The sequence below is a fragment of the Rhizobium sp. 0TCS1.26 genome, assembly GCF_050455525.1.
GTDB lineage: Bacteria > Pseudomonadota > Alphaproteobacteria > Rhizobiales > Rhizobiaceae > Neorhizobium.
This window is the reverse complement of sequence record NZ_JBCIYV010000003.1, coordinates 407,099-427,089: the sequence shown is the minus strand read 5'-3', so window position 1 is coordinate 427,089 and position 19,991 is coordinate 407,099. Positions and strand designations below refer to the sequence as shown.

The window sequence follows — 19,991 nt, the reverse complement described above, 5'->3', positions numbered from 1 at the left end:
CCTTAAAATCCGGCCTTCGTCAGGCCTTCGCGATAGATTTCACGCTGCCAGTCTTCCTTGAGCGGGATCACCTGGAGCCAACGCTCGTAATCGAATCCCGGATTGTCTTTAAGGACCCTCTGCCGACAGCGGCGGGCCTTAGAAGTCTCACCGAGCATGCCCCAGCATGCGGCTGCAAGCCGGTCAGCCGGGCGGGAATCGCGCATCCGGCTGATATATTCGATCGAGTCGCTGTAGGCGCCGAGAAAGAAGCTGGCGCCCGCGGCCGACCATAGATAGGTATCCGGCGAAAGCGGGTTGAGATCAATAGCGGCCTTCACCTTATTCAAGCCCTCGGCCGCTTTTCCGGCATGCACCAGGCTGTCGGAATAGCTTAGCAGAACATCCGCATAATGCGGGCTCATGGTTTCCGCCTGTTCGAGGGCGTGGAGGCTGTCGTCGATCCGGCCGCGATACAGCTGGCTGACGCCAAGCTCCTTGTAGGCCCCCGCCAACCGCCCATCGCGCTCGATCGCGGTATTGGCCAGCTTTTCGGCCTGCAGCAGCAATTCGTCATCGCCGCGCGCGGTCAGGATCCATTCAAGGCTGAGCGTTCGGGAAATCCCGACCAACGCCATGCCGAAATCCTGCTCGTGATCGAGCGCCTCGCGAAAATGCCGCCGCGCCTTGCGCACGGCCGGCAAAGTGAGGTCCGACAGGCTCTGCAAGCCGCGCAGATAGGCGAAATAGGCTTCGGGCGCCTGGTGGAACTGGTCGGCAAACGGAGCGCGGCTGTTCATCAGGTCGATCAGCGAGGTCTTGATGGCGCCGGCGATCTCGGCCCGCTGATCGGCGATCAGCCGCGGGTCCATCTGGAAGCGTTTTGCCCAGACGATCTCGTCGGTCGGCATGAAGATCAACTGGACGAACAGCCATTCGCCGGACCTCTGCGTATCGAGCGCGTAGATGACCCGATGACGTTCCAGAAGGCTCGCCTTGTCCTTCGAGGCGCGGATGCGCTCCGACGTATAGGGCGCCACAACCGACACCGCCCGGCTGGAGCACAGGTCGATGGTCAAATCCTCGATCAGCGCATTTGCGACCGAGCCAGCGCGCTGGGCACCCTGCAGCGTTTCCGGCGGAAGAAGCGCGACGCGCGGCGGCGATCCGCCGAGCAGTTCCGACTGCTCGACGATGATCGAAGAGGTCGGCTGCAGCGGGATCGCCTGCTTGGCCGTTGCCGGTACGGAGGCCGCCGGCATTGTTTCGGCGGGCGAGGCGGAAAGATGACGGCGCACCTCTTCGTCACCCGGATCCCATTCAAGAAGGACGATGGCGGCGCGATGCACCTGCGCCCGGGCGCCAGCCGCATCGGGGGAGGCGGCAAAGGCCAGGAAGCGCTCGCGCAGCAGCGAGACGTGTCGGGCACGAACGTGACGAACCCATTGGTCGATCGGCGTCGCGCTCTTACCCTCGCTCGGGAGGAATTGCGTAACGACGGCGCGGCAGGAGGCTTCCAGCTGCTGAACCGGCGTGCCGACGGCCTCGACGTCGAGGTCGCAGGCAAGCGCCGTCCGGTCGACGGTGATCGTCGATCCGTCGGTGGTGATCAGAGGATGGGGAGAATGAGCGCTCGCCTGGACAAGCCGACGGACCGTCGACCGGAGATTGGTCGCCGCCGACTCACGATTGCCGGGCCACAACAGATGCGCGAGGTCCCGACGCTGGATCGGCTGGCCTGTCTCGTAGAGATAGGCCAGCATGATCAACGCCATCAGCGGCGCACGGATCTGGCCGCCGCTGTTGTCGGTAAGTTGGCAATTCCCCAGCGTGGTGAGGGTGAAGGCCATCTGGTGTCAGTGCGCAGCGTGCACCGCGTCCTTGGTCTGGCGACCAGTGGCGGCTTCAGCAGCCAGCGACTGGACGAGACCGAGGATGCTCTGGCGGACGCGCTTGTCTTCGATTGCGGAAAAGGCGGTTGCCAGGGCAACGCATTCGCGCGAGCCGAGAAATTCGCTTGCCGCATCACCGAGCAGTTCCGGGTTGGCGCTCATGGCGCCCGGGCCACCTTCGAAGAAGAACGGGATCGGAACGTTCAGCACCTCGGCAATGTGCTGCAGGCGGCTGGCGCCGACGCGATTGGCGCCCTTTTCGTACTTCTGCACCTGCTGAAAGGTGATGCCCAGGCCCTCGCCCAGCTTTTCCTGACTCATGCCGAGCATGGTCCGACGCAGTCGGATCCGGGATCCGACGTGGACGTCGATGGCATTGGGGGATTTCTTCAAGTTCTTCGCTCCGGCTGAATCGTTGTCTAAAACATCATTGCGGAAAAATTAGCGGCCCGCAACTGAGTTGCGTGCATATACGAGCATGTAACCGAATTAGCAAGATAGAGTTGCATATTCGACACCTTATATTAGCGGCGCCCTCGCGAACCCACGACGCGAGCACCCGAGCCGAACCGGCGCCCTTTGCCCCACGTTCATTTTGTCCTAGGATGAAGATCAAACGAAAGGGACCGCCTATATGCATCTCTCCAGTCGTCAAACCGACATCATGGGGATCGCCAAGCAGCAGGGGCGGGTCCTTGTCGACGAACTGGCGGCGCGTTTCGCAGTTTCCCCACAGACGATCCGCAAGGACCTGAACGACCTCTGCGACGGCCGTGCACTGATCCGCATGCATGGCGGTGCGCTGTTTCCCAGTGGCAACGAGAATGTCCGCTACGAAGCGCGCCGGTCGATGGCGGCCGCCGAGAAGCAGGCGATCGGGAGGGCGGCCGCCTCGATCATCCCCGACCAGTCCTCGCTGTTCATCAACATCGGCACGACCACGGAAGCTGTGGGCGATGCTCTCGTCGATCATCGGGAGCTGATGGTGATCACCAACAACATCAATGTTGCCAATCGCTTGCGGGTCTTCCCATTGATCGAGGTGGTGATTGCCGGGGGCGTCGTGCGCGGCTCGGATGGCGGGATCGTCGGAGAGGCCGCGGTTGATTTCATCCGCCAGTTCAAGGTCGATTTCGCGGTCATCGGCGTCTCCGCCATCGATGAGGACGGCGCTCTCCTGGACTTCGATTTTCGCGAGGTGAAGGTGGCGCAGGCGATCATCGAGAACGCCCGCCACGTCATCCTGGTCTCGGATGCCTCGAAGTTCGACCGCACTGCACCGGTGCGGATCGGCCATATTTCCCAGGTGCACACGTTTATCACCGATCGCTGCACCTCGGAAAATGTCAGGGGCGTCTGCGCCGCGCAGGATATTCGGCTGATCGAGACCAACAGCCGGCCGGAATAACCCACACATCGATGCTTTCGTTTGACGCTCGACACGGGTTCACTTAGGATCTTTTCGGTTTCATTTGAAGTCGTTTGAAGCGGCAAGGGATTGGTTCATGGTGGACGCGCCTGTCTTTGATATCTTCGTGGTCGGCGGCGGCATCAACGGCTGCGGTATCGCCCGCGATGCTGCGGGCCGCGGCTACAGTGTCGCGCTGGCGGAAATGAACGACTTCGCCTCAGGCACCTCGTCGGGTGCTACCAAGCTGATCCATGGCGGGCTTCGCTACCTCGAACACTATGAGTTCCGCCTCGTCCGCGAGGCGCTGATGGAACGCGAAGTGCTCTGGGCGATGGCGCCGCATGTCATCTGGCCGCTGCGTTTCGTGCTGCCTTACCAGAAGGGTGGTATCCGCCCGGCCTGGATGATCCGCCTCGGGCTCTTCCTCTACGATCATCTCGGCGGCCGCAAGCTGCTCCCGGCAACGAAAACGATCGATCTGAAGCGCGACGAGGCCGGCAAATCGCTGAAGCCGATCTTCGGACGCGCGTTCGAGTATTCCGACGGCTGGGTGGACGACGCCCGCATCGTCGTCCTCAACGCCCGCGATGCGGCCATGCGTGGCGCGACCATCTACAACCGGACAAAGGTAGTTTCGGCCCACCGCCAGGAAGGGCACTGGTCGATCAGCATCCAGAACACCGAGACTGGCGACACGCGGACGGTGCAGGCGCGGATGCTCGTCAACGCTGCCGGCCCCTGGGTGGATCAGGTGCTGTCCGGCGTGGTCGGCCGCAACAATGCGCACAACGTCCGTCTGGTGCAGGGCTCGCACATCATCGTCCGCAAGAAGTTCGACCACGCGCGGGCCTACTTCTTCCAGAACCCGGACAACCGGATCTTCTTCGCCATCCCCTACGAAGGCGCTTTCACGCTGATCGGCACCACGGACCGCGACTACACCGGCGATCCGAAGGATGTGAGGATCAGCGGCCCGGAGATCGAGTACCTCTGCAACGCCGCCAGCGAGTATTTCGCGCAACCCGTCCGCCCCGACGATATCGTCTGGAGCTACTCAGCCGTCCGGCCGCTCTTCGACGACGGCGCCTCGAAGGCGCAGGAAGCCACCCGTGACTACGTATTGAAGCTGGAAGCGCCCGATGGCGAGGCAGCGATCCTCAACGTCTTCGGCGGCAAGCTCACCACCTATCGCCGGCTGGCCGAACACGCACTGGAGAAGATCGGCGAAGCGATCGGTACCAAGGGCTCATCCTGGACCGCCGGCAGCCGGCTCCCCGGCGGCAACTTCGCCGTCAATGGCTATGAAGATCAGGTCAAGCGGTTGCGGTCGCTCTATCCGTTCATCGAGAAGCGGCATGCCGAGCGGCTCGTTCGCTGCTACGGCACCGACGCTGCAACCCTTGTGAGCACAGCCGCCAGCACTGCAGACCTTGGGCGCCACTTCGGCGGATCGCTCTACGAGGCGGAAGTTAGCTGGCTGGTCGAGAAGGAATGGGCGCGAACCGCCGAGGACATTCTGTGGCGCCGCACCAAACAGGGTCTGTTCCTGACGACAGATGAGGCGGCCGGCCTCGACGCGTACATGGCGCGGGTCCGCCAGACGGCCTGATCTCCACCCATGAGCTGTCGGATCGGCAGCTCCAACCACCTTCTGAGCTTACCGTTCCACGGCCCTCAACGGCTCGCGGACGCAAGCGTATCGCTGCGCCGTCGGCGGGCCTTACGCGAGGCTTTCGTCACCTCCTCGGCATGGCCTGCTCAAGGGCTTGAACGATGCCGCCAAGGCCTCGCGTTAACCTTTCGTTAACCAAATCAGCAGTACCCATCATCAACGATTTGTTTACGTAGATGACCAAAGTGCTAACAGACGCTCGCTCGATCCGGATCAAGGGACGCTCATTCCTCGCTGTGGTGCTGTCACCGGACCTGCCGCTCAATGACTGGCTGGCACGGCTCGACGACCTCGCCGCACGTTCTGCCGGCTTTTTCCTCAACAGGCCGGTGGTTCTGGACGTCACGGATCTGCCGATCGACCGGGCTCAGCTGAAGGAATTCCTCGGCGAACTGACGGCGCGCAACGTCAGCATCATGGGCATCGAGGGCGCTCGGCCGTCGATGATCGCGGCCGGCATGCCGCCGGTCCTGAAGGGCGGACGACCGGCCGGCGACGTGGAAGTTACCGCGACCGAGCCTACCCTTGAGGCGACCGCCGAGAAGCCGAAGACGGGCGACGAGGATGCGCCGACGGCTGCTCCCGTGACGCTCGAAAGCCGGCCGGTGCTGCAGTCCCTGGTCATCCGCGAACCCGTAAGGTCCGGGCAATCGATCATCTTTACGGAAGGTGACGTCACCGTCATCGGCTCCGTCGCATCCGGCGCGGAAGTGATCGCCGGCGGCTCGGTTCATATCTACGGAGCCCTGCGTGGCCGCGCCATGGCAGGCTCGGTTGGCAATGCTTCAGCGCGCATCTTCTGCCGCAAGCTGGAAGCGGAGCTGATCGCGATCGACGGAATATACAAGGTGGCCGAGGATCTGCCGGCCGATCTGCTGGGCAAGCCCGTGCAGCTCTGGCTCGATGGCGATTCGATCATGGTCGAGAAACTCAATTGAGCGACCAAGCTCAAGCACAGGAGAGAAAGATGGGGAAGGTAATCGTCGTCACGTCGGGCAAGGGCGGGGTTGGCAAGACGACCTCGACGGCAGCGCTCGGTGCAGCGCTGGCGCAGCGCGGCGAAAAGGTCGTCGTCGTCGATTTTGACGTCGGTCTGCGCAATCTGGACCTCGTCATGGGTGCGGAACGCCGGGTCGTCTACGATCTGGTCAACGTCATTCAGGGCGACGCCAAGCTGCCCCAGGCACTGATCCGCGACAAGCGGCTGGAGACGCTGTTCCTGCTGCCAGCCTCACAGACCCGCGACAAGGACAACCTGACGCCCGAAGGCGTCGAATGGGTGATCGCCGAGTTGAAGCGCTACTTCGACTGGGTCATCTGCGACAGCCCGGCCGGCATCGAGCGCGGTGCGACGCTTGCCATGCGGCATGCGGACGTTGCCGTCGTCGTCACCAATCCGGAAGTTTCTTCGGTTCGTGACTCCGACCGGATCATCGGACTGTTGGATTCCAAGACGCTGAAGGCCGAACGCGGCGAGCGGATGGAAAAGCACCTGCTGCTGACCCGCTACGACGCGGCACGCGCCCAGCGCGGCGACATGCTGAAGGTCGAGGACGTGCTCGAGATCCTGTCGATCCCGCTGCTCGGCATCATTCCGGAAAGCATGGACGTGCTGCGCGCCTCCAACCTCGGTGCGCCGGTCACGCTCGCCGACGCGAAGTGCGCTCCGTCGATGGCCTATTTCGAAGCTGCACGTCGCCTGGCAGGCGAGACCGTTCCGGTTTCCATGCCCGAGGACAAGCGCGGTATTTTCGGCAAAATCTTTGCTCGGAGGGCCGCATGAACATCTTCCGGCTTTTCAACAAGCAGCGCTCGGCGCCTTTGGCACGCGAACGCCTTCAGGTCCTGCTCGCCCACGAGCGTGCAGCAACCAGCTGCGATCTCGTCTCTATCCTGCGCGAGGAAATCCTGGCGGTCATCGCCAAGCATGTCGAGGTCGATGCGGACCGGGTGAAGGTCAAGATGGATCGCGACGAGCACGTCTCGATCCTCGAGATCGACGTCGAGATCCCGCTCAACGCCACCATGCAGGCAGCCTGACTGCAAATGCTAGTAAGAACGGGGAGCTGAAAAGCTTCCCGTTCTTCGGGTTTCGTGGAAACCGGTCAGGATGCGTGGGTCAAGAGGGTCGCGCGGATCTTCTGGAGCGCCTGATCGCCATCCGAGCCGTAGGGGATCATTCCCTTGAGACGCCCGTCGGCACCGATCAGCAGCAGCGACGTCGTGTGGCTCATGTGGTAATCGCTGTCGTCGCCGAAGCTGCGCGACGAATGAATCATCCAGCCGTCCGTCACCTTCTTCATTTCCGCGGGATCGCCGGTGACGCCGGTAATCCGGTCGGTAATCGCCGTCACATAGGCATGCATCACCTGCGGCGTATCGCGCTGCGGATCGATGCTGAAGAAGTACGCCTTCAGTTTCTCGCCATCCGGCCCGAGCCTGTTCAGCCAGTCCGTCACTTCGAAGAGTGTCGTCGGGCAGACCTCCGGGCAGTGGGTATAGCCGAAGTAGACGATCGACGGCGCACCCTTGAACAATCCTTCATCGACCGGCGCACCGCGATCGTCGACAAGCGAGAAGCTGGCCTGAAAAGGGCCGTTGCGCGCCCGCGCACTGTCGGCGGAAACCCAGAACATCACGCCGACCAGAACCGCGAAGAACACGCCGGCACATCCCATCGCCAGAAGCGTCAGAGGATTGCGGTTCATTCCATATACTCCGGTTGGTCAGCGTCGCCGTCGGCGAGACAGGTAGCATATCGTCAGGGGGCGGCAATGCGGCAGTTTGACAGGGGCGCTCCACGTTGCACCTGCCACGAGCGTCAAGCCCTTGCCTCGCACGCGCTAAGCACCGCTTCGTCCAGCCGAAACTTTAAGGATCAACAAATCGTTCCCCGCGCCTTTCTAATCAGGCACTCGTTGCCTATCTTCCGCTTAAGCCTTGTCGGTGACAATGGCTTCAGCGGGAGACTGAAGAGGCGGGGTAAGGGCGATTTTCAAGAAGTATGCATGGCCGGTGGTGGGCCTGATTGCCGTCGCGGTGTCCGCCTGGTTTCTGTATCGTGAGCTGCGCGGGGTCTCGCTGGATCAACTCGGCGACAGCTTCTCCGCCATTTCCCTGCATCGGTGGCTGCTGGCAGGCGTCGGCGCCCTCGTCGCCTATATCGCACTGGCCGGATATGATGCCCTGGCGCTCAGGCACCTTCGTCGCAAGATCAGCTTCCTGTTCATCACCCTCACCTCGTTCACCACCTATGCTATTTCGCACAATCTCGGCGCCTCGGTCTTGTCCGGTTCGCTGATCCGCTACCGCGCCTATTCCTCGAAGGGCATGTCGGCGATCGAGATCGGCCAGCTCGTGGCCTTCTGCTCCTTCACCTTCGCGCTCGGCACGATCCTGCTGAGCGGCATCAGCCTGACCTTCGATCCGGCGCTTGCCGGACGCTTCATCGACAGCCTGTCGCCGGAGATGGCACGCGCCATCGGCATCCTGCTGCTGCTTGCGGTGGGTGCCTATGTCTACGGAAGCTGGCGAGGTCTGCGGCCACTGGTTCTCGGCCCGATCAAGATCTTCTATCCCAACCTCCGCACAGTCTTGCTGCAACTGGTCATCGGCCCGCTGGAACTGCTGGGCGCTGCCGCGATCATCTACTTCGCGCTGCCGGAGGCGGCCAATCCCGGCTTTTTCACCGTGCTGGGGATTTTCCTGATGTCATTTTCGGCAGCGCTCGCGTCGACCGCGCCAGGTGGACTGGGCGTTCTGGAGCTGCTGTTCGTCAAGGGGCTGCCGGAGATAGACCCGTCGGATGTCCTTGCCGCCCTGATCGTCTTCCGGCTCCTTTATCTGCTCATCCCGCTCGCATTGTCGCTGGTCGTCGTGCTGGTCTTCGAGCGAAACCTTCTGCGCCGCCAAAGCTGACTTCAGGGACGTCGGCTGGCAGAACGCATCCGCACGTTCATCAGTTTGACAGAAGACGAGGTCAGTTTCGGCGCTGCGTGGTGTTCAGATCGGCATTCCGCTGTGATTTGATGGCACGGCAAACGGAGATGAGACATGCATTGCAAATTGATCGGGGTGCCCCTGCAGGACGGCGCGTCACAGCTGGGTTGTGAAATGGGCCCGAGCGCGCTGCGGACCGCGGGGCTGGCGCCCGCTTTGCGGGACCTTGGCCATCAGGTCACCGATCTCGGCAACCTATCGCCAACGCCATCCGATGCCTCGCCGCACGCCAACCCGACGCTGCGCAATCTGCCCGTCGTCAGCGGCTGGATCCGTGAGATTGCCGATACTGCCTACCGGGAAAGCGCCGAGGGCATGCCCATCTTCCTTGGCGGCGACCACGCGCTGTCCGCCGGCAGTGTCTCGGGCATTGCCCGCCGGGCCGCCGAGGCCGGGAAGCCACTCTTCGTCCTGTGGCTCGACGCGCATACCGATTTCCACACGCTGGAGACCACGACCAGCGGCAACCTGCACGGCGTGCCGGTCGCCTATTTCACTGGCCGGCCCGGTTTCGACGCACATTTCCCGGCCCTCGATACGCCAGTCGATCCCGCCAATGTCTGCATGATCGGCATTCGCAGCGTCGATCCGGCCGAACGCGCGGCACTCAACGAGACCGACGTCGTCGTCCACGACATGCGGGCAATCGACGAATATGGCGTTGCGGTTCTGCTGGGTGCCTTCCTGAAACAGGTGGAGGCGGCCGATGGGCTGCTGCATGTCAGCCTCGACGTCGATTTCCTCGACCCATCCGTCGGACCGGCCGTTGGTACCACCGTTCCGGGCGGCGCGACGTTCCGCGAGGCACATCTGGTGATGGAGATGCTGCACGACAGCGGACTCGTCTCCAGCCTCGATCTGGTCGAGCTCAATCCCTTCCTCGACGAGCGCGGTCGCACGGCAACCATGCTGGTCGACCTGACCGCGAGCCTGATGGGCCGCAAGGTCATGGACCGCCCGACCCGCCGCTACTGATCCATGCGGATCAGTAGGAGGTGCCCTTACCGGTCTTCGGAACCTCGCCGCGTGCCCGCGCCTCGCGGATCGCCCGATAGTCGTTCAACGCGGCGCGGGCGGCGTCGCGCAGCAGCGCCACGTCGTATGGACCCGCGATGAACCGGTAGCCGCGGTCGAGCAGATCGTTGACGCCGGCACCCGCATTGGGAACCGTTCCCATCACCTTGCCTGCCTTGAGGATCGCCTCTTCAGCCTGACGCGTCAGGGCCTGCACGTCCGGATGGTCCGTCTGGCCGATCAGCCCGATGGAGGCGGCCAGGTCGTTGATGCCGATGAAGATGATGTCCGCCCCCTCGATTGCCGAGATCGCCGCCGCGTTCCGGACGGCTGTTTCCGATTCGAGCTGGATTGCGATGAGCATGTTGCCGTTGGCCTTTGCCACGTAATCCGGTTCCATGCCGAAGGTGGAGGCGCGCACGACGGACGCCGCGTAGCCGCGGAAACCCTGCGGCGGGTACAGGCAGGCCTTCACGGCCGCCTCCGCTGCCTCCGGTGTGTCGACCGATGGGATCATCACCGACTGGACGCCGGCGTCGATCACCCGCTTCAACAGCACATGATCGTTCCACGGCACCCGCACCATGGCCGGCGTCGGCGTCCCCTCGATCGCCCGCAGGATGTCGACGATGTCTCGCGTGTCACCAATGCCGTGCTCGTGGTCGGCCAGCACAAAGTCGAAGCCGACATGTCCGAGGATCTCGCCGTTCGTGGCAGAGCCACCCGCCACCCAGCAGCCATAGGCGGCCTCTCCGGACAACAGCTGGCTCTTCAGGCGATTGGGGGTGAACATGCTGGACGTCCTTTCTGGAGATCATGAAGAGGCGGGATGAACAAATACCGCGGCGGCGAAACGCTGCTCACTTGCCAAAGCCGAGTGTGCAATGCACCGCCGAGCCCCATCCGGCCAGCAGTTCGCCCCGCTCGGTTTCATCCATGGATGGCGCGAATTGCCGCTCGCGCTGCCACTCGGCGGCAAAACCCTGCTGGTCCGGCCAGAGACCGGCCCCGTGGCCCGCAAGCCAGGCAGCACCCAGTGCGGTGACCTCCGTCGATGAGGAACGATCGACGGCGACGCCGAGAATGTCCGCCAGCCGCTGCATGGTCCAGTCGTTGGCCGCCATGCCGCCATCGACCCGCAGCAAGGTGTCCGCCTGACCCGGCCAGTCCTTGCGCATTGCGCCGAGCAGATCGTGGGTCTGGAAGCAGACGGATTCGAGCGCTGCCCGGGCGAACTCCGCCGGGCCTGTATTGCGGGTGATGCCGAACATTGCGCCGCGCGCTTCGGCGTCCCACCACGGAGCACCCATCCCGGTAAAGGCCGGAACGAGATAGACCCGCTGGCCGGGATCGGCCTTGGCGGCAAGCTCTGACGTTTCGGAGGCCTTGCCGATCATCTTCAAGCCGTCGCGCAGCCATTGCACCGCAGCCCCGGCAATGAAGATCGAGCCTTCCAGCGCATAATGAATCTCGCCGTCCAACCTGTAGGCAATGGTCGTCAGCAGCCTGTTCTGCGAGGCGACGCGATCGGCGCCGGTGTTGAGCAGCGCAAAGCAGCCCGTACCGTAGGTGGATTTCATCATTCCCGGCGTAAAGCAGGCTTGTCCGATGACAGCCGCCTGCTGGTCGCCGGCGACGCCGCGGATGGCAATAGCACCGCCGAACAGGTCCGGCTCCGTCTCGCCGAATGCGTCGATGTTGGAGAGGATCTCCGGCAGCATCGAGCGCGGCACACCAAACAGCTTCAGCAGGTCGTCGTCCCAGTCGGCGCTGCCGATATTGCACAGCATGGTGCGCGACGCGTTGGTGACGTCGATGACGTGACGCCGGCCGCCGGTCAGCTTGTAGACCAGCCAGCTGTCGACCGTGCCGAAAGCGAGATGGCCGGCCTCTGCCGCCTCGCGGGCGCCAGGAACATTGTCGAGAAGCCAGGCAATTTTGGTCGCCGAGAAATAAGGATCAATCAGGAGGCCGCTGCGCTCGGCGACAAGTTCCGCGTTTCCGTCGCTGCGCAGGCGAGCGCAATGCTCGGCGGTGCGCCGGTCCTGCCAGACGATCGCCTTGTGGATCGCCTTGCCGGTTCGTCTGTCCCAGACGAGGGCGGTCTCGCGCTGATTGGTGATGCCGATAGCGGCTATCTGGTCGGCCGAAACGCCTGCCGCCTGCATTGCAGCGCGAGCCGTCTCGACCGTCGTCGTCCAGAGATCCTCTGGCTCGTGCTCAACCCAGCCCGATCGCGGAAAATGCTGGGTAAATTCCTGCTGTCCGGCGCCGCAGTTCCGATAGCTGCGATCGAGAACGATCGAGCGCGTGGAGGTCGTGCCCTGGTCGATGGCGAGAATGAAGTCCTTCATGCGGCGTATCCGTCTCCCTAACGGCTTGCGATCATGTCTTTGCGGCTAGGAGCAAAGCCGCAGCGCCGCCGGCAACGACAACACGGCGACAGCTGGACGCATCGGATGATTGCGCTCTCTCCCATTCACCGCTCCCGACGATGCGCTGGTGTGGTAGCACATCCGGGGCCAGAGCAAAGAGCCTGCACACGGCCTCTCGCGTGTAAATGTCATGGCTCTTACGACCGGCCCTCATCCCTTGATGCCGCCGCGGGTCAGGCCGGACACGACGCGCTCCTGGAAGATCACAATGAGGATGGCGACCGGCACGATGCCGACGACGAGGGCTGCCGAGATCACCGGCCAGGGAAAGGCGAACTCCCCCTGATAGAGCTGGATGCCGACAGGAAGCGTACGCAAAGCCGGGTTCGAGTTGAACGAAAGCGCCAGCAGGAACTCGTCCCAGGCGTTGACGAAGGCGAGGATACCGGCGGTGAAGACGCCGGGCGCCGACAGCGGGACGACGATCTTGAACAGCGCACCAAGCCGGGTGCATCCGTCGATCATCGCGGCATTCTCCAGATCGCGCGGAATGCCCTCGAAGAACGAGATCAGCATCAGCGTGCAGATCGGCAGCGACAAGACCGTGTAGGGCAGCACCAGCGCGATCCAGGTGTTCAGGAGGTTCAGCGCCCGCATGATCTCGAACAGCGGCACCAGCAGCGTCACCAGCGGAAAGGTGGAGACCGCGATGATCAGCGACAGGATCAGGCCGCGATATTTGAGGTCGAGGCGCGCCAGCGCATAGGCGGCAAGGACCGAGACCAGCAGTGTCAGGCATGTCGACAGCAGGGCGACCATGAAGCTGTTGAACAGGAAGAGGTGCAGCGGCTGGTCGGAAAACGCCTGCATGTAGTTGGCAAGCGTCGCGGCATGCGGCGCCCAAGTGATCGGCTTTACAGTCAGCTCGGCCTCCGTCTTCAGCGAGGTGAAGAGGATCCACAGTGCCGGGAACAGGCCGTTGACCATAAGGATCGCCGCGGCAATGAAGCGCAGCGGTCGCCCCGACAGCCAGGAGCCTGAAGGTGCGCCGCTCACGTGGCCCACTCCCTGGCGCGAAGGATGCGCAGGTAGATCGCGGTCACCCCCATCGAAAGCACGAACATGACCACGGCAAGCGCCGCGCCATATCCGAGGTCGAGGAACGACACCGTGTTCTGGTGGATGTACATGGCAAGCGTCGCAGTCGATGTGCCGGGGCCGCCGCCGGTCATCATGTAGGGGATGTCGAAGGTCTGCAGCGCGGTGATCGTGCGAAAGATCAGCGCCACGACGATGGCCGGCTTCAGCAGCGGCAGGGTGATCTCGACGAACTGCCGGATGCGGCCGGCACCATCGACATCTGCCGCCTCGTAGAGCGAGCGCGGAATGGTTTGCAGGCCGGCCAGGATGATCAGCGCCATGAACGACGACGTCTTCCAGATAATCGTCAGGCAGATGGCGGCGAAGGCGAGGTTCGGCGAGTTGAACCAGATGACGCCCTCGATTCCGAAGCGCGCCAGGACGTCGTTGACCACCCCGTATTCCGAATGGAAGAACCAGGCGAAGATGAGCCCGGCAAACGAGAGCGGCAGCGCCCAGGGGATCAGCAGCGACAGGCGCACCGGCCAGCGCCTGCGAAACCGCAGGTTGGCGAGAATGGCAAGACCCATTCCGACGACCAGCGCACCCGGAACCGTGATCAGGGTGATCAGCACGGTGTTCCAGGTGGTCTCCCAGAACACCGGATCCTCGAGCATCAGACGGTAATTTTCGATGCCGACAAACTCGCCCGGGAGGCCAGAGGTCAGCGACAGGTTGAAGAGACTGGTGTAGAACAACCGCAGCACCGGATAGACGATGATCGCCGACAAGAGGATCGCGGCCGGCGCCAGCAGCAGCCCGGCAAGAAGCCGGTCGCTCGGGTCCAGCATCCGCGTCCAGACCGCCGGTTGCGCGCCGCTGCCGTCGGTGTCGTTAAGGCTTGGCGTCTTCAGGGTTGAGGCTCCCGCGCTTCTGTCATCAATCAGGCGATTCCCGGCAGGCGAGGCGTCTACCGCAGCACGCGCTTGAGGCGAGCCTCGATCTGCGCCGCACCATCCTCCGGCGTCATCACCCCGGCCAGCACGGCATTGACGGTCGTGCGGATCGTTTCGCTGACCTCGTTGTAGCGCGGCGTGACCGGACGCGGCTTGGCGGTTTCGACCACCTGCAGCGCGTCTGCGAACCACGGGGCCGCCTTCAGCACATCGGCATCCTTGTAGAGGTCGCCGTAGGTTGGCAGCAGCGAGCCGTTGATCGCCATGTACTTGGACGAGTCCTTGCCCGACAGGTATTCGACGAGCTTCTTTGCCTCGTCCTGATGCGTCGAATAGGCCGAAACGCCCCATTCCCAGCCGCCGAGGCAGGTCGACTGCTCGCCGCCGGTCATGGCCGGCAGCCTCGCCACGCCAACCTTGCCGGCGACCGCCGAGTCCTTGCCCTGCGACTGCGCCCAGGCATAGGACCAGTTGACGGCGAAGATCGCATCGCCCGCCTGGAATTCCTTGCGCGTATCGTCCGTGGCAACTTCCGCGATGTTCTTCTTCGACATGCCCTCGTCGACGAAGCTCTTCCACAGAGCCAGAGACTTTTCCGCGGCGTCGCGGTCAAAATTCAGCCTTCCATTGTCGACCAGCGTCTTTCCCTGGCTCCAGTAGGGCAGGAGGAAGGTGCACACCGCGCCTTCGATCGCCTTGCCCTGGAAGGACAGTCCCTGCAGGTCCGGGTTCTTTTCGGCGCCGTTGATCGTCTTCACGGCCGCCTTCAACTCGTCCCAGGTCTTCGGCGGCTGGATGCCGTGCTTTTCAAGCAGATCCTTGCGATAGTAGAGGAACATCGCGTCGGCGAAAGCCGGCAGCGCCACGACCTTCCCATCGACCGTATTGGCTTCCGAATAGGCTGGCAGGTAGGCCGACATGTCCTTGCCGTCGAACGGGCTTGTCCAGCCTGCCGCTGCGAACTGCGCCGGGCGGATGACGTCGAGGATCAGCACGTCGAGGGCGGTGTCCTTCGCCGTCATGACGGTGTTGAGATACTGGACCTGCGCTTCAGAGGTGTTGCCGCCGGTTTCGATCGTTACCTTGGTGCCGGGATTGGCAGCCTCGTACTGGTCGAGAACCTTGCGCCAGACGTCCGGCTGATGCTGGCTCGAGACGAATACCTTGAGCTCCGTGTCGGCATGGGCGAGAGGCGCTCCTCCCAGGAGGGCGGCAGACAGCATGGCACCCGCTGCAAATGTCGTCTTCATCTTTACTCTCCCAGTCATTGCTGAAGCGGGCTTCGATAAAGTCCCGCGGGCGAACATCACGCCAGGACCCGACCGGTCCCGGCATCGAATAGATGGAGCTTCGACGGATCGAGGCCAATGCGCATCCGCGTCCCGACCTCGGGTCGCATGTCGGGGGCCATGCGTGCCGTGAGCGGCTCGCCGCCCAGCGACACATGCACAAGCGTATCCGAGCCGAGCGGCTCGACGACCTCGACCGTGACCGTCAGCGCCAGAGAGGGCGCGGCCGCGCCGACGAAGTGCTCCGGGCGAATGCCGACGATCACGTTCTGTCCGTCGCGTATTGCCGCGCGGTCGGTGTGGATGCCGGCAAGCGGCAGGCGGTCACCGTTGGTGAGCATGATCGATCCGGTGTCGATTGTCGCCTTGATGAAGTTCATCGCTGGCGCGCCGACGAAGCCGCCGACGAAAATGCTGCGAGGGTGATTGTAGACCTCGTCCGGCGTCCCGACCTGCTCGATGTCGCCGTCCCGCAGGATAACGATGCGGTCTGCGAGCGTCATCGCCTCAACCTGATCGTGGGTGACGTAGAGAATGGTGGTGCCGATCTGCTGGTGCAGGCGCTTGATTTCTGTGCGCACCTGGCCGCGCAGCTTGGCGTCGAGGTTGGACAGCGGCTCGTCGAACAGGAAGACCTGCGGACGGCGGACGATAGCCCGGCCCATCGCCACGCGCTGGCGCTGGCCGCCCGACAATTGCCCCGGACGCCGGTCAAGGAGATGGCCGATGCCGAGCATCTCGGCGGCATCGCCGACGCGTCCATCCGCTTCCTTCGCCGGCACGCCGCGGACCTTCAGGCTGAAGCCCATGTTCTCGCGCACCGTCTTGTGGGGATAGAGCGCATAGTCTTGGAAGACCATGGCGATGTCGCGGTGGCGCGGCGCGAGCCGGTTGACTACCCGATCGCCGATCCGGATCTCGCCGCCGCTGATCGGCTCAAGCCCCGCCACCATGCGCAAGGTGGTCGACTTGCCGCAGCCCGACGGGCCGACGATCACCACGAACTCGCCGTCGTCGATATCGAGATCGATGCCGTTGACGATACGGTTGGACCCGTAGCTCTTTTCAAGCTTGCGAAGGCTGACAGAAGCCACTCATTCCTCCCGAACGCGAAGACGCTCCACCGGCGCCCTTGCCTGGCGGCGGATCATAGCGACAGGATTTAAAACTGACAGGCCAAAAAGCCAGCCGTCTTGAGCACCCCTGTGGAAGCAATTATCCGTGTGCGGCTAATTTCTCTTCAGCCCTCACGGTCTAGACCTGCCGAAGCTCGATCATCACCGCCGCGCCGTTGCCGCTGACGGAGAGGATGGTGCTTTCGGCGGGGATCATCGCGCAGTCAAGGGTATCGAGGTCGAAGCGGCCGGCCTCGGTCTCCAGGACCACAGGCCCGACACGGCAGAACAGCAGGCAGAGCGCTTCTACGCGCCGCCCGACGTAAGGCAGAGGAAGTCGTTCGACATGATGTTCGAAGCGACCGCGGCGGGTCATCACGTTGAGGTCAGTGATCGGGCCATCAATCAGCCTGGCATCGGTCGCAGCATCCGCCGGGAAGCCATGGGGCAGGGCCGCCGCATCGAGAACCACCGCGGGATGCTCCTCGACAGACAGTTCCACGCCATGGCCCGACAGCACGACCAGCGTCCGGTCGACGCCGTCGAATGTCGAGAACGGCCCGTCGGTTGCGACGGTCGCCATGCTGACGCGCCAGTCGAAATCATCGACCGAGGCACCGGCGGGAAAGACGCCGAGCTCCACCGTCTCTCCGCCGCCGTTCTTCCAGGGCATGCGCCTGTGGTCTGCAGCTTTCAGGATCCTCATTGTCAGTTTCCCAGAATGCCGGGCAGGCGAAGACCCTTTTCCGTGGCGCAATCCAACGCGAGCTCGTAGCCGGCATCGGCATGGCGCATGACGCCGGTTGCCGGATCATTCCACAGCACCCGTTCCAGGCGGCGGGCGGCATCGTCCGTGCCGTCGGCGCAGATGACCATGCCTGAATGCTGGGAAAAGCCCATGCCGACGCCGCCGCCGTGATGCAGCGACACCCAGGTGGCGCCCGATGCGCAGTTGAGCAGTGCGTTCAGGAGCGGCCAGTCGGACACCGCATCCGAGCCGTCTTTCATGGCCTCCGTCTCGCGGTTCGGCGAGGCGACGGAGCCTGAGTCCAGATGATCGCGGCCGATGACGACCGGCGCTTTCAGCTCGCCCGAGCGCACCATCTCGTTGAAGGCGAGGCCGAGCTTGTGGCGGTCGCCGAGGCCGACCCAGCAGATGCGCGCCGGCAGACCCTGGAAGGCGATGCGCTCGCGCGCCATGTCCAGCCAGTTGTGCAGATGGGTGTTGTCCGGCAGCAGTTCCTTCACCTTGGCGTCGGTCTTGTAGATGTCCTCCGGATCGCCCGACAGCGCCGCCCATCGGAACGGGCCGATGCCGCGGCAGAACAGCGGGCGGATATAGGCCGGCACAAAGCCCGGGAAGGCGAATGCGTTTTCGAGGCCCTCTTCCTTGGCCACCTGGCGGATGTTGTTGCCGTAGTCGAGCGTCGGCACGCCCGCGTCCCAGAACGCCACCATCGCCTCGACATGGCTCCGCATCGAGGCACGGGCTGCCACTTCGACGCTCTTCGGATCGCTTTCCCGCTTGGCCTTGGCCTCCTCGACGGTCCAGCCGAGCGGCAGGTAGCCGTTGCGCGGATCATGCGCCGAGGTCTGATCGGTGACGATATCGGGGCGCGGGCCGCCGGCCTGCATGCGGCGGACGAGCTCCGGGAAAACTTCGGCGGCATTGCCAATGAGGCCGACGGATTTGGCCTCGCCGGCCTTCGTCCACTGGTCGATCAGCCCCAGAGCCTCGTCCAGCGTGTGGGCCTTGGCGTCGACGTAACGGGTGCGCAGGCGGAAGTCGACACGCGTCTCGTCGCATTCGACGGCCAGGCAGCAGGCGCCGGCCATGACGGCGGCAAGCGGCTGCGCGCCGCCCATGCCGCCCAGCCCGCCGGTCAGGATCCACTTGCCCTTGAGGCTGCCGCCATAATGCTGCCGACCGGCCTCGACGAACGTCTCGTAGGTCCCCTGAACAATGCCTTGCGTGCCGATATAGATCCACGAGCCGGCGGTCATCTGGCCGTACATGGCCAAGCCCTTCTTATCCAGTTCGTTGAAATGATCCCAGGTCGCCCAGTGCGGCACGAGGTTGGAATTGGCGATCAGCACGCGCGGGGCATCCTTGTGCGTGCGGAACACGCCGACCGGCTTTCCCGACTGGACCAGCAGCGTCTCTTCCTCGGTCAGCGTCTTCAGCGTCTCGACAATGCGATCGAAGTCGTCCCAGGTGCGCGCCGCGCGGCCGATACCGCCATAGACCACCAGCTCGTGCGGATTTTCCGCGACATCCGGATCGAGATTGTTCATCAGCATGCGCAGCGGCGCCTCGGTCATCCAGCTCCTGGCGGAAAGTTCGGTGCCGGTCGCGGCACGCACGTCGCGAATGTTGTGGCGTGGATTATCGGTCATGCTTGTTCCCCTTGTTCGTCAATGTCGCGGCGATCGTCTCGATGCGTTCGAGGATCTCTTTCAGGTGCACGCGCAAGCGCTCGGCCTTGTCGACGTCGTATGCGAAGGGCGGCTGCTCGGTCGCCAGATGCGAGATCTGCGACAGTTCCATCTGGATCGCGTGGACGCCGGTTGCCGGCTGTCCGTAGTGGCGCGTCGTCCAGCCGCCCTTGAAGCGGCCGTTGACGATGGACGTATAGCCTTGAGCGGACGCGGCGATATCGGCAACCGCCGTCTCGATCCGCGCGTCGCAGGTGCGGCCCATGTCCGTGCCGATGTTGAAATCCGGCAGCCGATCTTCGAACAGGAAGGGGATCCGCGAGCGGATCGAATGGCAATCGTAGAGAACCGCGATGCCGTGGATCGCTTTCACCCGCTCGATCTCGGTCGCCAGCGCCGTATGGTAAGGGGCGTGAAATGTCTGCAGGCGGTCGGCGATATCGGTCTCGGTCGGCGCCTCGCCTTCGCGCCAGATCGACAGGCCGTCGAAATCGGTTTCGGGCACGAGGCCGGTGGTGTTCTGGCCGGGATAGAGGCTCGCGCCGGACGGATCCCGGTTGGCGTCGATCACATAGCGATGGAAGGTGGCACGCACCGTCGTCGCCTCTGGCAGGAGACCGCCATAGAGGTCATGAATGTGCCAGTCGGTATCGGCAAGCAGCCGGCCGTTGTCGTTCAGGCGTTCCCAGATGTCCGTCGGCACTTCGGTGCCCGTATGCGGGAAGGCGAGGATAACGGGCGAGGTACCTCTGCTGATTTCGAAATTATTCACC

At 63.6% G+C, this 19,991-nt stretch carries 19 protein-coding genes; 7 read left to right on the top strand and 12 right to left on the bottom strand.

What is annotated here, in order from left to right; translation table 11 throughout:
* Positions 1–2: 2 nt before the first annotated feature.
* A complete protein-coding gene (locus tag AAIH46_RS16050; RefSeq protein ID WP_430306977.1) occupies positions 3–1,829 on the bottom strand; it encodes a hypothetical protein in 1,827 nt (608 codons plus the stop codon).
* A gap of 6 nt (positions 1,830–1,835) precedes the next feature.
* Positions 1,836–2,264, bottom strand: coding sequence for a helix-turn-helix domain-containing protein (locus AAIH46_RS16045; RefSeq protein WP_430306976.1), 429 nt, complete (start codon positions 2,262–2,264; stop codon positions 1,836–1,838).
* Positions 2,265–2,505: 241 nt separating this feature from the next.
* Here AAIH46_RS16045 and AAIH46_RS16040 point away from each other — a divergent pair, with 241 nt between their 5' ends.
* From AAIH46_RS16040 to minE, 5 genes are all read left to right on the top strand, one after another.
* Positions 2,506–3,279 carry a DeoR/GlpR family DNA-binding transcription regulator gene (locus AAIH46_RS16040; RefSeq protein WP_430306975.1) on the top strand — a complete coding sequence of 258 codons (774 nt, stop codon included), beginning with the start codon at positions 2,506–2,508 and terminating at the stop codon, positions 3,277–3,279.
* Between the two features lie 97 nt (positions 3,280–3,376).
* Positions 3,377–4,891, top strand: coding sequence for a glycerol-3-phosphate dehydrogenase (glpD, locus tag AAIH46_RS16035; RefSeq protein ID WP_430306974.1), 1,515 nt, complete (start codon positions 3,377–3,379; stop codon positions 4,889–4,891).
* 239 nt (positions 4,892–5,130) lie between these two features.
* Positions 5,131–5,892, top strand: a complete 762-nt coding sequence (gene minC, locus AAIH46_RS16030; protein WP_430306973.1) for a septum site-determining protein MinC — start codon at positions 5,131–5,133, stop codon at positions 5,890–5,892.
* A 29-nt stretch (positions 5,893–5,921) separates the two neighbouring features.
* Positions 5,922–6,737 (top strand): septum site-determining protein MinD, encoded by an 816-nt coding sequence (gene minD / locus AAIH46_RS16025; protein ID WP_430306972.1) that lies wholly within the window; start codon positions 5,922–5,924, stop codon positions 6,735–6,737.
* Positions 6,734–6,994, top strand: coding sequence for a cell division topological specificity factor MinE (minE, locus tag AAIH46_RS16020; RefSeq protein ID WP_430306971.1), 261 nt, complete (start codon positions 6,734–6,736; stop codon positions 6,992–6,994). The genes minD and minE overlap by 4 nt, the downstream gene beginning before the upstream one ends.
* 65 nt (positions 6,995–7,059) lie before the next feature.
* Here minE and AAIH46_RS16015 read toward each other — a convergent pair whose 3' ends face one another.
* On the bottom strand, positions 7,060–7,662 hold the full coding sequence (locus tag AAIH46_RS16015; RefSeq protein ID WP_430306970.1) for an SCO family protein: 603 nt from the start codon (positions 7,660–7,662) through the stop codon (positions 7,060–7,062).
* A 283-nt stretch (positions 7,663–7,945) separates the two neighbouring features.
* On the opposite strand from AAIH46_RS16015, the gene AAIH46_RS16010 reads away from it, so the two are divergent.
* Together AAIH46_RS16010 and rocF are read left to right on the top strand one after the other, a co-directional pair.
* Positions 7,946–8,872, top strand: coding sequence for a lysylphosphatidylglycerol synthase transmembrane domain-containing protein (locus AAIH46_RS16010; RefSeq protein WP_430307339.1), 927 nt, complete (start codon positions 7,946–7,948; stop codon positions 8,870–8,872).
* Between the two features lie 135 nt (positions 8,873–9,007).
* A complete protein-coding gene (gene rocF, locus AAIH46_RS16005; RefSeq protein ID WP_430306969.1) occupies positions 9,008–9,928 on the top strand; it encodes an arginase in 921 nt (306 codons plus the stop codon).
* A 10-nt stretch (positions 9,929–9,938) separates the two neighbouring features.
* Here the strand turns inward: rocF and AAIH46_RS16000 are convergent, their stop codons facing one another.
* The 9 genes from AAIH46_RS16000 to hutG all read right to left on the bottom strand — a co-directional run bounded on the left by AAIH46_RS16000 (position 9,939) and on the right by hutG (position 19,990).
* On the bottom strand, positions 9,939–10,760 hold the full coding sequence (locus AAIH46_RS16000; RefSeq protein ID WP_430306968.1) for an HpcH/HpaI aldolase family protein: 822 nt from the start codon (positions 10,758–10,760) through the stop codon (positions 9,939–9,941).
* Positions 10,761–10,827: 67 nt separating this feature from the next.
* Complete coding sequence (gene glpK, locus AAIH46_RS15995; RefSeq protein ID WP_430306967.1) at positions 10,828–12,321, bottom strand: glycerol kinase GlpK; 1,494 nt, start codon at positions 12,319–12,321, stop codon at positions 10,828–10,830.
* Positions 12,322–12,552: 231 nt separating this feature from the next.
* The gene (locus tag AAIH46_RS15990) at positions 12,553–13,407 is read right to left on the bottom strand and encodes a carbohydrate ABC transporter permease (protein ID WP_430306966.1); all 855 of its coding nucleotides are present in this window, start codon (positions 13,405–13,407) and stop codon (positions 12,553–12,555) included.
* Entirely contained in the window at positions 13,395–14,273 is an 879-nt protein-coding gene (locus tag AAIH46_RS15985; protein WP_430306965.1) for a carbohydrate ABC transporter permease, read from the bottom strand. The genes AAIH46_RS15990 and AAIH46_RS15985 overlap by 13 nt, the downstream gene beginning before the upstream one ends.
* Positions 14,274–14,392: 119 nt before the next feature.
* Positions 14,393–15,628 (bottom strand): extracellular solute-binding protein, encoded by a 1,236-nt coding sequence (locus AAIH46_RS15980; RefSeq protein ID WP_430306964.1) that lies wholly within the window; start codon positions 15,626–15,628, stop codon positions 14,393–14,395.
* Between the two features lie 56 nt (positions 15,629–15,684).
* Entirely contained in the window at positions 15,685–16,761 is a 1,077-nt protein-coding gene (locus AAIH46_RS15975; RefSeq protein ID WP_430306963.1) for an ABC transporter ATP-binding protein, read from the bottom strand.
* 160 nt (positions 16,762–16,921) lie between these two features.
* On the bottom strand, positions 16,922–17,488 hold the full coding sequence (locus tag AAIH46_RS15970; RefSeq protein ID WP_430306962.1) for a HutD/Ves family protein: 567 nt from the start codon (positions 17,486–17,488) through the stop codon (positions 16,922–16,924).
* A gap of 2 nt (positions 17,489–17,490) precedes the next feature.
* A complete protein-coding gene (gene hutU / locus AAIH46_RS15965; protein WP_430306961.1) occupies positions 17,491–19,179 on the bottom strand; it encodes a urocanate hydratase in 1,689 nt (562 codons plus the stop codon).
* Positions 19,169–19,990 carry an N-formylglutamate deformylase gene (gene hutG / locus AAIH46_RS15960; RefSeq protein WP_430306960.1) on the bottom strand — a complete coding sequence of 274 codons (822 nt, stop codon included), beginning with the start codon at positions 19,988–19,990 and terminating at the stop codon, positions 19,169–19,171. The genes hutU and hutG overlap by 11 nt, the downstream gene beginning before the upstream one ends.
* Position 19,991 lies beyond the last annotated feature (1 nt).

Bases quoted from the DNA above. Each gene is read 5' to 3' on its own strand.
- glpD (WP_430306974.1), top strand. From the start codon at position 3,377: ATGGTGGACGCGCCTGTCTTTGATATCTTCGTGGTCGGCGGCGGCATC.
- minE (WP_430306971.1), top strand. From the start codon at position 6,734: ATGAACATCTTCCGGCTTTTCAACAAGCAGCGCTCGGCGCCTTTGGCA.
- minD (WP_430306972.1), top strand. From the start codon at position 5,922: ATGGGGAAGGTAATCGTCGTCACGTCGGGCAAGGGCGGGGTTGGCAAG.
- AAIH46_RS16000 (WP_430306968.1), bottom strand. From the start codon at position 10,760: ATGTTCACCCCCAATCGCCTGAAGAGCCAGCTGTTGTCCGGAGAGGCC.
- AAIH46_RS15985 (WP_430306965.1), bottom strand. From the start codon at position 14,273: ATGCTGGACCCGAGCGACCGGCTTCTTGCCGGGCTGCTGCTGGCGCCG.
- rocF (WP_430306969.1), top strand. From the start codon at position 9,008: ATGCATTGCAAATTGATCGGGGTGCCCCTGCAGGACGGCGCGTCACAG.
- minC (WP_430306973.1), top strand. From the start codon at position 5,131: ATGACCAAAGTGCTAACAGACGCTCGCTCGATCCGGATCAAGGGACGC.
- AAIH46_RS16015 (WP_430306970.1), bottom strand. From the start codon at position 7,662: ATGAACCGCAATCCTCTGACGCTTCTGGCGATGGGATGTGCCGGCGTG.
- hutU (WP_430306961.1), bottom strand. From the start codon at position 19,179: ATGACCGATAATCCACGCCACAACATTCGCGACGTGCGTGCCGCGACC.
- AAIH46_RS16040 (WP_430306975.1), top strand. From the start codon at position 2,506: ATGCATCTCTCCAGTCGTCAAACCGACATCATGGGGATCGCCAAGCAG.
- AAIH46_RS15970 (WP_430306962.1), bottom strand. From the start codon at position 17,488: ATGAGGATCCTGAAAGCTGCAGACCACAGGCGCATGCCCTGGAAGAAC.
- AAIH46_RS15980 (WP_430306964.1), bottom strand. From the start codon at position 15,628: ATGAAGACGACATTTGCAGCGGGTGCCATGCTGTCTGCCGCCCTCCTG.
- glpK (WP_430306967.1), bottom strand. From the start codon at position 12,321: ATGAAGGACTTCATTCTCGCCATCGACCAGGGCACGACCTCCACGCGC.
- AAIH46_RS16050 (WP_430306977.1), bottom strand. From the start codon at position 1,829: ATGGCCTTCACCCTCACCACGCTGGGGAATTGCCAACTTACCGACAAC.